The 13689-nt window shown below is 58.6% G+C and carries 13 protein-coding genes; 3 read left to right on the top strand and 10 right to left on the bottom strand.

Annotated features, from left to right (window positions below; translation table 11 throughout):
• Positions 1-32: 32 nt before the first annotated feature.
• On the bottom strand, positions 33-1286 hold the full coding sequence (locus FGO67_RS03510; RefSeq protein WP_203299329.1) for an alpha/beta fold hydrolase: 1254 nt from the start codon (positions 1284-1286) through the stop codon (positions 33-35).
• A gap of 26 nt (positions 1287-1312) precedes the next feature.
• On the opposite strand from FGO67_RS03510, the gene FGO67_RS03515 reads away from it, so the two are divergent.
• Complete coding sequence (locus FGO67_RS03515; protein ID WP_338039529.1) at positions 1313-2053, top strand: haloacid dehalogenase type II; 741 nt, start codon at positions 1313-1315, stop codon at positions 2051-2053.
• Positions 2054-2210: 157 nt separating this feature from the next.
• Here the strand turns inward: FGO67_RS03515 and FGO67_RS03520 are convergent, their stop codons facing one another.
• The gene (locus FGO67_RS03520) at positions 2211-3362 is read right to left on the bottom strand and encodes an alpha/beta fold hydrolase (protein ID WP_203299330.1); all 1152 of its coding nucleotides are present in this window, start codon (positions 3360-3362) and stop codon (positions 2211-2213) included.
• A 196-nt stretch (positions 3363-3558) separates the two neighbouring features.
• Here FGO67_RS03520 and FGO67_RS03525 point away from each other — a divergent pair, with 196 nt between their 5' ends.
• Positions 3559-4458 carry an acyltransferase gene (locus FGO67_RS03525; protein ID WP_203299950.1) on the top strand — a complete coding sequence of 300 codons (900 nt, stop codon included), beginning with the start codon at positions 3559-3561 and terminating at the stop codon, positions 4456-4458.
• A gap of 5 nt (positions 4459-4463) precedes the next feature.
• Here the strand turns inward: FGO67_RS03525 and FGO67_RS03530 are convergent, their stop codons facing one another.
• The 8 genes from FGO67_RS03530 to FGO67_RS03565 form a co-directional block, all read right to left on the bottom strand.
• Positions 4464-5282, bottom strand: coding sequence for a hypothetical protein (locus tag FGO67_RS03530; protein ID WP_203299331.1), 819 nt, complete (start codon positions 5280-5282; stop codon positions 4464-4466).
• On the bottom strand, positions 5282-5737 hold the full coding sequence (locus FGO67_RS03535; RefSeq protein WP_203299332.1) for a YcfL family putative periplasmic lipoprotein: 456 nt from the start codon (positions 5735-5737) through the stop codon (positions 5282-5284). The genes FGO67_RS03530 and FGO67_RS03535 overlap by 1 nt, the downstream gene beginning before the upstream one ends.
• Positions 5734-6978 (bottom strand): COG3014 family protein, encoded by a 1245-nt coding sequence (locus FGO67_RS03540; protein ID WP_203299951.1) that lies wholly within the window; start codon positions 6976-6978, stop codon positions 5734-5736. Before FGO67_RS03540 ends, FGO67_RS03535 begins: the two co-directional genes overlap by 4 nt.
• Positions 6962-7603, bottom strand: a complete 642-nt coding sequence (locus tag FGO67_RS03545; protein ID WP_203299333.1) for a penicillin-binding protein activator LpoB — start codon at positions 7601-7603, stop codon at positions 6962-6964. Before FGO67_RS03545 ends, FGO67_RS03540 begins: the two co-directional genes overlap by 17 nt.
• 18 nt (positions 7604-7621) lie before the next feature.
• The gene (locus tag FGO67_RS03550) at positions 7622-8860 is read right to left on the bottom strand and encodes a carboxyl-terminal protease-like protein (protein ID WP_238942150.1); all 1239 of its coding nucleotides are present in this window, start codon (positions 8858-8860) and stop codon (positions 7622-7624) included.
• 596 nt (positions 8861-9456) lie between these two features.
• Positions 9457-9660: a hypothetical protein gene (locus FGO67_RS03555; RefSeq protein WP_203299335.1), complete on the bottom strand. Its 204-nt coding sequence runs from the start codon at positions 9658-9660 to the stop codon at positions 9457-9459.
• Between the two features lie 60 nt (positions 9661-9720).
• On the bottom strand, positions 9721-11706 hold the full coding sequence (locus FGO67_RS03560) for a ribonuclease R family protein (RefSeq protein WP_203299336.1): 1986 nt from the start codon (positions 11704-11706) through the stop codon (positions 9721-9723).
• Between the two features lie 81 nt (positions 11707-11787).
• Positions 11788-12462 carry a Fe2+-dependent dioxygenase gene (locus tag FGO67_RS03565; RefSeq protein ID WP_203299337.1) on the bottom strand — a complete coding sequence of 225 codons (675 nt, stop codon included), beginning with the start codon at positions 12460-12462 and terminating at the stop codon, positions 11788-11790.
• Between the two features lie 135 nt (positions 12463-12597).
• Here FGO67_RS03565 and FGO67_RS03570 point away from each other — a divergent pair, with 135 nt between their 5' ends.
• The gene (locus FGO67_RS03570; protein ID WP_203299338.1) at positions 12598-13650 is read left to right on the top strand and encodes a hypothetical protein; all 1053 of its coding nucleotides are present in this window, start codon (positions 12598-12600) and stop codon (positions 13648-13650) included.
• Positions 13651-13689: the final 39 nt, after the last annotated feature.

Raw genomic sequence — 13689 nt, forward strand, 5'->3', positions numbered from 1 at the left:
AGTTTACCCCAGTCACTCACCGGTCGAAACGCTTAGGGCGATGTCTGGCCCTGAATAAAGGTTGCCATGGCCGCCACCATTTGGTCGTACCAGGGGTTATAGGTCAGTCGGCTGGTGGGGACTGAACGGGCATGGTCGTGCCAGGCACTAAACCAGAGTTGGCTTTCCGGTAACTGCCTGCAATCGTCCAGCGAGAGTCCGTTGGGTTCCAGGCAGCGCTGAAGCACTGCGCCGCGCCCGTAGAGTTCGTTGTTCGGCGCCACCGCCAATGCCTGGTGCGAAAACTCCAGGATGTTGGCTTCCGGCAGGTAGCTGTTCAGAAAAGACAAACGTTCATCTTGCCAATCGTGGGCCCAGGATTGTCGGGTATCCCGGAATATCAGCATGCGGCTGGCCGGGTGCACGAAGTCCATCCGGAACCGCTCGGTGAGGTAGTTCAGGTTGATTACTGAGTCCGCCTCGGTCGCGACCAGGAACAACGGCAAGTTTGCCGATGCCGGCTGTTCGATCGCTTGCTGGGTTTTTCGGAGTACGTCGCCAATCTGCACAGCGGCGTTGAGGGTTACTGACTCGTATTTGACCGGGTTCAGTTCCGGCTCCTCTTCAACAAAATCTGCGAAGACATCGGCAATGCCCGCCAGCCATAAATAGTTCCGCAAACCATTCAGTTGCCAGGCCGGCGCGAGTGCCACCAGGCCCTGAGGAGCCGGCTTTTGTCCGGACAGGGCGTACTCGGTGGCCAGTGCACCGCCGAGTGAAAAGCCGCCGATAAAGGCATGATCAACAGTTTGGGCCAGGGCTTCGAAGTGGGTACTGACTTGCTGGCGCCAAGTGTCTGCTTCAGCGTTAATCATATCGCCGGGGCGGGTTCCATGTCCTTGAAGCAGAATGGTTCTGACTTCAACGCATTGAGTCGCCAGAGACTGGGCGAGGTCCCTGAATACGAACGGAGAATCGCTCAGGCCATGAACCAGAAGCATGCCCGTTGTCGGCTGGCCGGCGCAGTGGTGGGCGACTGGGGTCCGAAAGGGCAGGTTCCACGCGATCTGTTGTTCCCGTGAGAAGCCGTCCACCGCGATCAGGTTACGTTCGAGATAACCCTGAACGGTTGCCCGGTACTGATCGAAATCCCCGTAGGGCTCTGCGCCGAGCGTCTCTGGGCCAGGTTCGTAGAGGGCTGAGTTGGGCGCACAGGCTGATACCGTGAGCAGTAGCATCAGGGCCGCAATACAGGTGATTAAGCGACGTCGGTGTTGTCGGGTGGCAGAGGTTGAGCGCTGGCGCATGGAGTCGGTATATCTGTTAGGGTTGAGTGATCGTTCAAGTCGTAGTGAAGAATGATACGGCGGAGTGGGCGCAACTGGATGAAGAGAAGGTTGAGATGATGATGCGATTGGCATTTGATGTGTACGGCACCTTGGTCGATCCAATGGGAATGTCTGATCTGCTGCAGCAGGATGCTGGCGATGATGCGGGCGCGGTTGCTGCGTTGTGGCGGGAGAAGCAGTTGGAGTTCTCTTTTCGCAAGGGCCTGATGCGGGTTTATGAGGACTTTGGGGTGTGCACACGGCAGGCGCTGAGGTTTGCCATGGCCACTTACAAGCTGCCGTTGTCGTCGGAGCGCGAGGACGAGTTGATGACGGCCTACCTGTCACTACCAGCGTTCGACGATTCCCTGCCGGCCTTGAAAGCGTTGAAAGGCCAGTACCCGTTGTTTGCCTTTTCCAACGGCAGTTATCCGGCGCTGGAAAAGGTGTTGGGCCACAACCATCTGCTGGAACAATTCGAGGGTTTGGTGTCGGTGGATGACTTGAAGAGTTTCAAGCCAGATCCGGCGGTGTATGCCTATGCCCGTCGCAAGACCGGGGCCTGGGATGAGCCGCTGTGTCTGGTGTCCAGCAATGCCTGGGATGTGATTGGGGCCCGGGCGGCTGGGTTGCTGGCGGTTTGGGTTAGGCGGGATTCGGAGAAGGTGTTTGAGGATTGGGGGATTGAACCCTCTGCAGTCATCGGTTCTCTCAGTGAGCTGCCGGAAACCCTGGCTAACCTCTAGCTCCGAGTTCGCGATTGCTGAACCCTCCCTTCCAAAACCCGCTCGAGCACGTCCATGTGCCGCTTGAGCTTCGCCATCCATGGCTTCGCACAGTTTTGGAAGGGAGGCTCCAGCAATCGCCTCGTTCCTGGCGATTGCCGTCCAATTGAATCGGTTTCTAGTTCGATCGTTCCGCCAACCACTCCGCCAATTCCAGCCAGCTGGCCTTTGGCGCTTTGCTGCCCGCCAGAATGCCCATGTGGCCACCGGGCACGACGCGGAAGGTGACGTCGACTGAGCGGATGTGCTGCTGGATCTTGGCCACCGCGTCGGGCATCGCCAGGGTGTCGGTTTCCCCGGCGATGGCGAAGACGCTGGCGGTGACGTTTTCCAGTCGGGCCACATCTTGGCCAATCTGTATTTTTCCCCGTGATGGCTGGTTGGTGATTAACAGGCGCACCACCGCGTCCTGCACGATTCCCCCCGGATAGGCCACCATGCGGTCCAGGAAGGCCGAGGTGGTGGCGTGGTCGGCGACGAATTCCCGGTCGCCGAGTTTTGCCAGTAATTCCCAGTAACCCTTGAAACTGCCGATGGGGTTGGTCAGCTTGAAGCCAATGGTGTTAGCCCAGCCAGGGCTGTGAAACCAGTCTGGCTTGAGGTCGTGAAGTTTGAAGCCGGTGCGGCGCCTGACAACATCGGCCGCGCCTGAGAGACCTTGATACATTAACCCCAAAAGCCCGGAGGCATGGCTGTCGATAGGCGAGCCCACGATGATGGCGTTGCGAACGTGCTGGTCCTGGCTCAGGGCGGAGTAAAACAGAGTGAACATACCGCCAAGGCTCCAGCCGTGCAGGGACAGTTCCTGTTCTCCGCTGTGTTGTCGGACCCGGTTCAGGTATGCAGGGAGCAGTTCGGCCACGTAGGTGTGCAGGTTGTAATGGCTGTGGGCCCGAGTCGGCATGCCCCAGTCGATCAGGTACACCTCAAAGCCTTTGGCCCGCAGGAAGCGCACAAGGCTGCGCTGGGGGAACAGGTCGTAGATCAGCATGTTCACCGCCAGCGGCGGGATGATGACGATGGGCGTGCGGTAGCGTTGCCGCTCCACGGGGATTACGGTGTCGTCCAGTTCGATGAAATCTTCAGCCAGCGGAGGGTAGTAACGCAGGCTGACCAGGCCGTCGCTGTGCAAGGTTTCGAACGGGGTTTGTCCGGCTTGCACCAAGCTGGCGGCCCGAAATACCCGATCGAAGGCGTTGCCGGCATAGAGGGCGGTTTGCCGGGTCAGTCCCGCAGCTTTTGCGGTGGCGGCTTTGAGCAGGTTTGGCATGGGTGTTTCCATCACATGTGGTATCGGTATTAAAGTGATCCGTAGTCTGCGCTCACGATAAGGCACCAGGCCAGCCGCGGCTATGGCAGATCCGTCCAACCGCGCGGGCAAGGTGGTCACTTTCGGCCACTGCCCAAGTGGGTCTCTGGTTGCTATCATTGCCAGCCATTCAGACAACAATCACCACAGGAATCGCATGCTCAGCTTCCTACCCGCTCCCGTTATCGGCGTTATCAATTCCATCCTGCTCGGCATTAACACCTTGTTCTGGTGCATCCTGCTCTATATTCCGGCCGTGTTGAAGCTGGTGGTTCCGCACAAGGGCTTCCGGGTGTTGTGCACCAAGTTGATTATTGCCATTGCTGAGGCCTGGGTCGCCTGCAATGGCGCCTGGATGAAGCTGACCCACGCCACCCGCTGGGATGTCAAAGGTGCCGCAGAGCTGGAGCGGGAAAGCTGGTACCTGGTGCTCAGTAATCATCAGAGCTGGGTGGATATTTTGGCGATGCAGCGGGTGTTCAATCGCCGGGCGCCGTTCCTGAAGTTTTTTCTGAAGCAGCAGTTGATCTGGGTGCCGGTGATTGGCCTGGCCTGGTGGGGGCTGGATTTCCCGTTCATGAAGCGCTACACCCGGGAATACTTGATCAAGCATCCTGAGAAACGCGGTGAGGATCTGAAGGCGACCCGCATTGCCTGTGAGAAGTTCCAGCATACGCCGGTCAGCGTGATGAACTTTGTCGAGGGCACTCGCTTTACCCAGGCCAAGCACGACAAGCAGAAATCATCTTATCAGCACCTGCTGGTGCCGAAGGCCGGTGGTGTGGCGTTCGTGCTGGATGCCATGGGGGATTCGATTGAGACCCTGGTGGATGTGACCATCGCCTATCCGGATGGCGCGCCCACGTTCTGGGATTTCATCTGTGGACGGGTGAAGGACATCCGGATGGAGATCCACACGGTCGCTATTCCCAGTCACCTCAAGGGCCGGGATTATTCAGCGGACGCGGAGCATCGAAGAAACGTCAAGGATTGGCTGGCGGAACAGTGGCAACAGAAAGATGCGCGGCTGGCTGAAATGCTCAGCCGCGGTGAGTAACGAGTCTAACGGCCTAGTTTTGCCAAGGTTTGCAGGGCGAGTTCCTGTCCGATTTCATTCAGAGTGAAGGTCTGCTCGATCCGCTGAAAGCCTTTGCTTGTGGCCTTCCATTGGCGTGTCTGGTCTTGTTCAGGCGGCACTCCATTGGAACTCAGCATCGCGCGAATGTTGCCGTTTTGAACGTCGATGACCTCCACTTCGAAGCTGTCGCGGGCCAACTTGCGGATCACCAGTAACATGTCGGCGTGCTCACCCAATGCGCGCATTTCCAGTCGGCGCTGGTCAGGTGACAGTCGCGAAAAGTCCCCATTTTCCAGCGTATTGTCGGTAATGCGCATGATGGCATCACGGGCTACTACACTGACACCAGCCTCAGTCAACTGGCTTACCAGTCCGCTTTGAAGTTGAAACGCGGGCTCTGCCGGTCCCGATCGTCGATTCGGGCGATACTCGGCCTGAGCCGCCATTTGTCCATGCCCCTGAAGATCTACGTTGCCGTCGGGCACCTCTCCGTTCAGTGAGCCGCGCGTTGAAACCACGCCACGGGCGTTGCTGCTCCAGTCACTGACTTGGTCATCGAAGGCTCTGTTCCAGAATACAGCGACTCTGGGTGTCTCGTTGCCATAGGCAGCACGGAAGCGTTTGATGATGACCTCGGCGCTTTCACTGCGCTGCGGTGCAGAACGATCGTTTGTCAGGTCGTTGTCGGTCAGTGATTTCTGGGCGGGCGCCATCATCGGGGCCGCCTCATGGCTTTGGCTGGCGGTCAGGCTGTAGCCAGACGCCAGCAGGGGCATGCAGAGCATCCAGGCCAGTCGTCTCATTAGTTCAGCTCCCGGACTTCCACGCGGTACTGCAGGGGCTGGGTGGTGGCAGATAACTCGCGGTAAGTGGAGAGGCTGTTGGCAGGCACCGTCGTGCGTTGCCAGGTCGGCCTGACGTCAGTTGGCACACCATCCTGATCGAAGAACTGGGTGCGGGCTTCAATTTGGTAATCGTAGTCGGTGTGGTTACGTAGCACCGCGTATACCTCGGTGGTGCCCGTTGCGCTTGGGCGCTGGCCGTGTTGAACGACCGACAGCCGGTAGCGTTCGCCCTCACTGAAGAAACCGCCGGTCCACGTGCGCTTCAAGTTGTAATCGGTAAAGACCACGGAATTCATGGTGACTGGTGCTGTCCGCTCGGTCAGTTCGGTGCTATCCGCCGATTTATAGGCACAGCCGGTTGTCACGCTGAGGCCGATGGCAGCAACGGCCAGGAATTTCATCAGATGGATCATTGGTTTGCTCCTGAATGTGGACGACGTGAGGTGGCAAAGGCCAAGCCAGCACCGCGGCCATCAAATTTAAACTCGGTACTATCGGTGAGTCCGGGGATTGGCTGACCGTACTCGTCGATGAACCGGACAGTTACCGGCTCCCCATCGGCGGCCGTCACCGGCATCAGGTGGATGGTGTCGGGCAGGCCTTCCCAGTAGCGGACGTCGGCGCGCGTATTAGCGGAGGCGGACATTCCGTCTGCGGCCACACTGATAAGGCTAATAGCCGCAAAGCCCGCACCGACAGCACCACCCGCTGCGGCACTGAAACCGGCCAGCGTGCTGTCCTGGCTGACTGTGCTCAGGGTTGAACCGATCGCTCTGGTGTTCTCTTTGAATTGGATTTGGCCTTCCACGATTCGATCGATGGCTCGGCCGCCCCGAGTCGAGGCTTGAAAGAAAATGTCTTCCACCGGATAGACCGGGGACCACTCTTCGCCATTTCGCATCTCTGCGGCGATATCCTTGAAATTTTTGCCGCGGCGGTATACCAGCTGGTGGTGACCGACACCATCACCGAGCTTGCGTGGAGATTTTCCGGTTTCGATGATCAGCAGGGCGTTGTCATCGAGGTCCGGAATCGGCGCGTCCGGTCGGTACAGCTTCAGCTCTGCGAAGTGATCTCTGGCAAGCTGATCACTGCCCATCTGCATGGCGGACCAGCCAGCCAGGTACAACAATAGCGCAAAATCGGTGCTGTTCTGTTGCTCCTCGGCAAAGGCGTCCTGAAGGAGGCCAGCCAGGAAGCTGGCTCGGGCGTTGCCGTAGTCACCTTCTTCCAGGTAGATGAGGCCAAGGTACATGTAGACCATGGCACGTTCGTAGGGTTCACCCTTGAAGTCTTTTTCTGCCTCTTCGTACCAGATACTGCGGGCTTTCCGCGCAGAGTCGGTGTCGGCGTAGACGTTTTCGATTTCCAGCCGCGCCTGGGACAGCGTGTTCTTGGCCTCGTCCCGATAGCCGGCGCGATAGGCTTTGACCCCGATTTCCATCAGGTTCAGCACCTTGTTGCGCTGGCCTTCTTCGAACAGATTCTGGAAATCCGCCTGCAGTACCGCAGGCTTGCTATCCACTAGCGATTGCTCGGACGGTGCCAGAGTTGACCGGTCATGGACTTTCGGTCCATTGGCACATCCGACCATTGTGCTGGCAAGTGCGGTTGCCAGCACAGGTTTCAGCCATGTCTTATCGATAGACCACATTGTCACGGGCCGCCTTCCTCATCTCGTAGAGTCCACTCCACACAATGGTGCCCAGTTCCAGATCGACCATTTCAAAAGTGACTTGGCTGTAACGGGATTGGGTGCCGGTATTGCGGTCGATCGCATCCAGAGAGGAAATGCGGCCACCAAGGCGGAAGTCGGCGCCGGCTTGTGCGGCGGTCTGACGAATTGTTCCGCCATCGACCGCACCATCGCGTTTCAGGTCACGCTCTTTCTGGACCATATCCGAGAAATGGCGACCGACGAAGACCATGCGCCCGTTGGCGGCACGATTAAGTTCGATACGCAGGCGGTCGGTGAGCATGTTGGTGTTGATGACCGATGTGCTTTCGTTCTTGAGGTATTCGTTATCGATGATAATGCGTGGCGGTGTTGAGCGTCCGGTAAGCATCGGATTGGCCAGCATGTCGCGCATCATCTTGTCGGTCATGGCCACCACGTCCTGGCTCTCAATGCCCACCCCGCCGACGCTTCCTGTGGTGGACACATCCTCGTAAACGCTGGGTTTACCCCGTACGTTTTCGATATTACTGGCGCAGCCGGATAAAATCAGGGTTGCCGTTGTCAGGACGCAGGCCGTTGTCAGTGCAGTTTTCCTAAGCATTCCAGTCTCCATTTGATGTTATCGGACTTGCGCGAGCGATTCGGCCAGTTCGGGGTAGATCTGTCGGGTGGCATTCATGGCGTCGGCAAAATTGCCGGTATGGCCGTATTTGGCCTTTAGGTAGCGAGCCATGGAGGGTAGATCGTCAAAGCTGCGATCGGAGGAAGCGCGAATCGCTTCCCAGCCGCCGGAAGCGCTAATAGCGGTTTCCCGGCCAACACTCTTGCCGATTTCTGCGCCAACGGCCCCGCCCAGAAAGCTTCCTACAAAAGGTACTTGTTCAAGTGCTTTCTCACCCAGATAGGCGCCTGCTGCGGCACCGACGCCGGTGCCTAGAGTCGAGCCGATGTTGGCGTTGATGGCGGAGTTGACCCACTCGGCCAGAACATCGTCGCTGGTGTAGGGGCTCAGGTATTGGCCCTGATTGTCCTTGCGCACCAATTGTTCGAGGAGCTCTTCCCGGGTTGGAATCCGAATGTTGCCATTGGCATCCCGGAGCTTGCCGGTTTTTGCGGCGGCCAACAGCTGTGCTGAGGGAGCCTCATTGGTCATGCGATCTACCAACCCTTCGGGCAGCCCCGATGCTTTTAAAACGTCTCGATGGGATTGACTCATACCCGTGTAATAGCCTGACACGACTTCCTTGGCCAGCTCACCTCCATGAGAGACATACGCTATCTGCCCGCTAGCTTCGTCAGGATAGGCGTTCAGCATGCGGAGCAGCAGTTGGTCTTCCTTGGTACCCTGTTCCAGCTCGGCCTGAAGGTCCAGGCCGCTGAGTCCTTTTGGGCCGATCAGCCAAGCCTGGTACTGATCCGGTAGCAGGTTGACGTATCCGGGTACGTCACGGTTGGTGGCATGATAGGCCAGAACGTCTGTTTCCGGGGCCAACTCGATCAGTCGAATTACTGAAGAGGGTCGGTAAACGGAGTTGCGGCCGGGGCCGGCAAGGTAGGCGGAAATCTCGTCGGCAGTTTGGGGGTTGATGCGTTCAAAGTCCGAGCGTTGCTGGTCGATCGCGGCTAAAACGTTGTCCCTGTGATGATCAGTGACGTAGGCTTTTGCCGCGGCTATTTCTTCCGATTCGTCGGTCAGCGATCCCATAAACATCATGGGTGTCGGGAAATAAACGGAGAAGTAGCCCTTGATGGAATAATCAACACGGCTCTCAAGCAGTGTGTAACCCTGCCAGGTCAGTGCGTAGACGTCTGCGTACTGTGACTCCTCCTGAAACGGGATCAGAGTCAGTGTGAGCATATAGCCGAGAAAGCTCGCACCACTGAAATCTGGTCCTCCAGTCTTTTCGGTCGTACGCGTTGCAACAACCGTGGGGGCATCGACGGATCCCGGAATCAACCAATCAGGACGTTCGTCTCCGACAATGGTAAAGGGCACGGTCCCGGAGTCATAGGAGGAGTGGGCGGGCGCTCTGACACTGGTTTGATCGAATTGATATACCTGGCATCCGGCCAGCAAAGTAGCCATGGTAAGGCTAGCTAGCGCTCTTCCCACTCGCGAAGCTGAAGCGTGCTTTTTTCCGGTGGCGCCTCGAAAACGACTGAACTTCATTTTGATACCCAAATTCCATTGGTTACTATCAGCCCGGGGCAGCGACACTCCGGAATTCGGGTATATGTATAAACGATTTTTAATGAGGTCGTCTTGCCTCAGACGTTTCGAGACGAGGCAGTTTAGTCAATTACTCAAGAATTGGGCGCGCAGCGCCTCGGTAGGTGTTTGAAAGTAAGCGCCTATTGTGAGTAAGACAAAGAACTTTCCGGAATTGCAAAACAATGCAAAATGATATTTTTAATGCATGAATCGCCGTGTCGTGTGCGGTGGCTGTTGCTATATCAGCGTTCGTCATCCTCCTCCACTTCGTCCGGGTGTTCGCGCTTGTAGCGCTCCCATTCTTCCCAGTCATGAGGCGTACCTGCATGGGGCCGGCGCAGGTGTTTGGCGTGTTCCATGGCGTTGTGCTGCAAGCTGTGGTCCCGCTCCTCTTCTTCCTTGTCGAAACCGTATTTTTTCAGAAACTCATCGGGCTTGATGGGCATAACGCACTCCCCTTTAACCGCAACTTTCCTTAGTTACGATGCGCCTGCCCCAGCGGTTTATCAACCTTTGTTGGTGTTGCTGTCGCTCTGGATTTCCTCGGCCTCCACCAGTGTGAAATTGATCTGACGACGCTCCTCGTCAACATTGGCGAAGGTGACCTTCACTGGCTGTTCCAGCTGGAAGATGCGGCCGTTCTTGTTGTGGATCAGGCGCAGGGTGACGGGATCAAAGCCGTATTTTCCGTCCAGATCCTTGCAGCTTACGAAGCCTTCCAGGCCGTTGGCGTCGAGCCGGACGAAGAATCCGGCCGGAACGGTACGGCTGATGACTCCGGTCATGGGCGCATCGCCCAGGGTCCGAGCAAAGTCGCTCTTGAGCCAGGCTTCCAGGCTGTTGGCGGCCTGACGCGCGTTGATTTGGGCCTGCTGCAGGGCATCCAGCTGCTCGGAGGTCAGGGCCTTGAGCGGATGATCCCACAGTGCAGACTTGATCAGCCGGTGCACGTAAAAGTCAGAGAACTTGCGCAGGGGCGAGGTGAAGGTGGTATAGGCGTTCAGTCCCATGCCCTGGTGTGGCGCGGGCTGAAAGCCCAGCTCGGCACGGGCCAGCTGGCGGGAAATTATCGCCTTGACCGGAACCTCGGCGGCCAGTTGTTCGGTCTGGGTCATCAGCTGGCGGAATCCGGCGGCGCTGGTGGCGTCTACCTCGGCCAGCTCCGGGGCGTGGCTTTGCAGCAGCGCGCGGATGTTGTCGATGCGATCGTCACGGAGCCCGGAATGCTGGATGAACAGGCCGGACGGCTGCTGGCTCAGGAAATCCGCCGCGCACCGGTTGGCGGCCACCATGCATTCTTCAACCAGACGGTGGGCTTCATTCTGTACCGACGGTTCAATCAGGCGAATGCGCCGGTTCTCGTCCAGACGCAAGCGGAATTCCGGCCGATCGCCGCTGAGCAGGGCGTGTTCGGTGCGCCATTTGCGCAGGGCAGTGGCGGCCTGGTGCAGTTGGTCCAGGCTGTTGGCGACGGCGTCGGGCAGTGCCTTGATGTCGTCGTCCTCGCGGCCCTCGATCAGGTTGGCCACCAGCTCGTAGCTGAGCTTGCGCTGAGAGCGGATCACCGCCTGGTGGAAGCTGTAGTCACCCAGGCTGCCGTCGTTGTTGACCTGCAGGTCACACACCAGCGCCAGACGATTCACCTCCGGCATCAGTGAACACAACCGGGTGCTCAGGCCGTCGGGCAGCATTGGCAGCGGCTCGCCCGGGAAGTAAATGGCGGTGGCGCGGTTGAACGCTTCCTGCTCGGCGGCACTGCCGGGCTCGATCACCGACGTCGGATCGGCGATGGCGATCGACAGGGTCCAACCGGTAGGGTTGGGTTCGGCCAGCAGGGCATCGTCCATGTCCTGGGTGCCCGGGCTGTCGATGGTGACGTAGGGTTGTCCGGTGCGATCTTCCCGGTCGCTTTCGCGGGCCTGGATATCCTGTTCTCCCAGGCCGTCGACCTGGGTCTGTACCGGTTCCGGCCAGGCGTCCGCTAGATCGAAAGTAGCCAGGGTCAGCGCCCGTTCAATGCCGGGATCGCCCGTTTTGCCGATCACCCGCAGGATCTTGGCCTGGCCCTTGCCATCCTTGATCGGGTGTTTGTGGATCTCGCAATAGATGTAGTCATCCGGTTTCGCATTCATGCGCTCTTTCGGCGGAATGAATATCCAGCGATTGATGCCCGGGGTTTCCGGCACCACAAAGTGACCTTTGCCTTTAATCAGGTAGCGGCCAACGAAAGTGCTCAGGCGGGTTTCCAGCAGTTCATCCACTGCGCCTTGAGTCTTGCCTTTCTCGACTTCCTGCTCGGTCACGTTGACGCGGTCGCCCGGCAGCACCTTCTGCATTTCTTCCGGGGGCAGAAAAACGTCCCGACCTTCATCCAGGGCGACGAACCCGAAGCGTCCATTGGTGGCTTTTACTGTGCCGGGGAAGACGATCTTGTTGTCGTGGATATCGGATTTCAGCTGGCGCAACTGGCTGATAGCGTCGGCATTGAGCATGAATGAACCTGGCTGTTAAAAAGAATGTTGGGCGGAGTATAACGGTTATGGGTCCATGCGTCAGATAGCGGACTTCCTAAACTAGATCTCGGCCCAAAATCGCTGGAGATTGGCCAGGGACTTGGTGAGTAGATCGAACTCCGCGGTTTTGCCTTCGCGTTCAAACAGCTGGCGCCGGGCGGTGTCGAGATCGAACAGCACTTCTCGCTGGGCCGGATCGCGGATGGTGCTCTGAATCCAGCCGATGGCGACACGGCGTTGGCCCTGGCTGACCGGTTCAACCCGGTGCAGGGTGGAGGAGGGATAGATCACCGCCGAGCCCGCCGGCAGTTTGTAGCGTTGTTCGCCGGCGGTGGTTTCAGTGACCAGTTCGCCACCCTCGTAGCTATCCGGGTCATCCAGGAACAGGGTGAAGGAAATGTCCGTGCGCAGCCGGCCCGGCCCCCGGCCCATTACCGGGTCATCCACGTGGTTGCCGTAGGTCATGCCGTCGCGGTAACGGCTGAACATTGGGGGCGTCATCTTGGCGGGTCTGACGGCCATCTGGAACACCGGATGTTCGGTCAGGGCCTTTTCCACCTCTGCCCGCAGGGCGCGGGCGTCGTCGTCGGCCATTTGCATCTGTTCGTTGTTCTTGACGAGGCGAGCATGCCAGCCGGCGGTCTTCCGACCGTCATCGAAGCTGCCATTGTCGAGCGCGGCGCGAACGCGTTTCAGCTGCTCGTCGCTCAAAATCTCGCCGATACACAGAATCATGGTGGGCTCCAATTCGTAATACGAATAATTTGCAAATAAGACAGTTATTGATTCATCATGCCCCACCGTTGACCAACCTTCAATATTACCGTCGTTGGCCAAGCGAAACGGCGGAGTTCAGACAGGAGCAACTGAATGAAAAACCAGACTGTAAAACTGTGGACCGGAATCGGTATGGCCACACTTATCGCGGGCTGCGGCACCCTGGGTGGTGAAGGCGGCGAAGGCGGAGAGCACTACGACGATCAGCTGCACGCCTCGGCCCATGGCGGCGAAGGTGGTGAAGGCGGCGAACACCACGGTGGCGAAGGCGGTGAAGGCGGCGAACACCACGGCGGCGAAGGTGGTGAAGGTGGCGAACACCATGGCGGCGAAGGTGGTGAAGGCGGCGAGCACCACGGCGGTGAAGGTGGTGAAGGCGGCGAACACCATGGCGCCGAAGCCGGCGCAGCTTTCAGCTATTTCGCGGCCGGCGGTGAAGGTGGCGAAGGCGGAGAAGGCGGAGAAGGCGGAGAAGGCGGAGAAGCCGGCAGCTCTGTTTCTTCGGTCACCTCTGACGGCGCCTATGTCGCCATGCTGCAGATGATGCAGGGGCACCTGCTGGCGGCCCGTGAGCTGATCAAATCCGGTGACGCGGCCGAAGGCCGCCCGCACCTGACACACCCCTGGGTTGAGGTTTACCCGATGGCCGAGCCGGGCCTGGAGCACCGTGGCCAGAATGCCCTGGGTGGACACCTGAAGGCACTGGCGGAAAAATCCGGTGGAATCGAGGACTGGAGTGATATCAATCAGCAGTTCCAGGCGGCGTGGGTTGCCATCGAAAAAGCGGCAAATAACGTTGGTGAAAAAGGCGTGAGCAGCGCAACCGTTTCCAAGGTCGTCCTGTCGCTGACCAAGCAGGCAGTGCTGGAATATGACGAGGCGCTGGAAGAGGGCAAGTTCGTGGCCGTGCACGAGTACCAGGACGGTCGCGGCTTTGTCCGTGCCGCCCGCGAATACCTGGACGGTCAGCAGGCGCTGCTGATACGGGACAATAAAGAGGCGTGGCGCGTAGCCAGCAAGGCTCTGGACGACCTGCAGAAAGCCTGGCCGACGGCCGTGCCGCCTGAGCAGCCGGTGATGCCGGTGTCGAATCTCTATGCCGCGCAAGCGCGCTTGGAGCTTGCTCTGGCCCCCTACCTGTTCTGATCCGCGTTACAAGACCGGGGCCATTGTGGCCCCGGCTCT

Source organism: Marinobacter sediminum (assembly GCF_016820575.1).
Taxonomy (GTDB): Bacteria; Pseudomonadota; Gammaproteobacteria; order Pseudomonadales; family Oleiphilaceae; genus Marinobacter; species Marinobacter sediminum.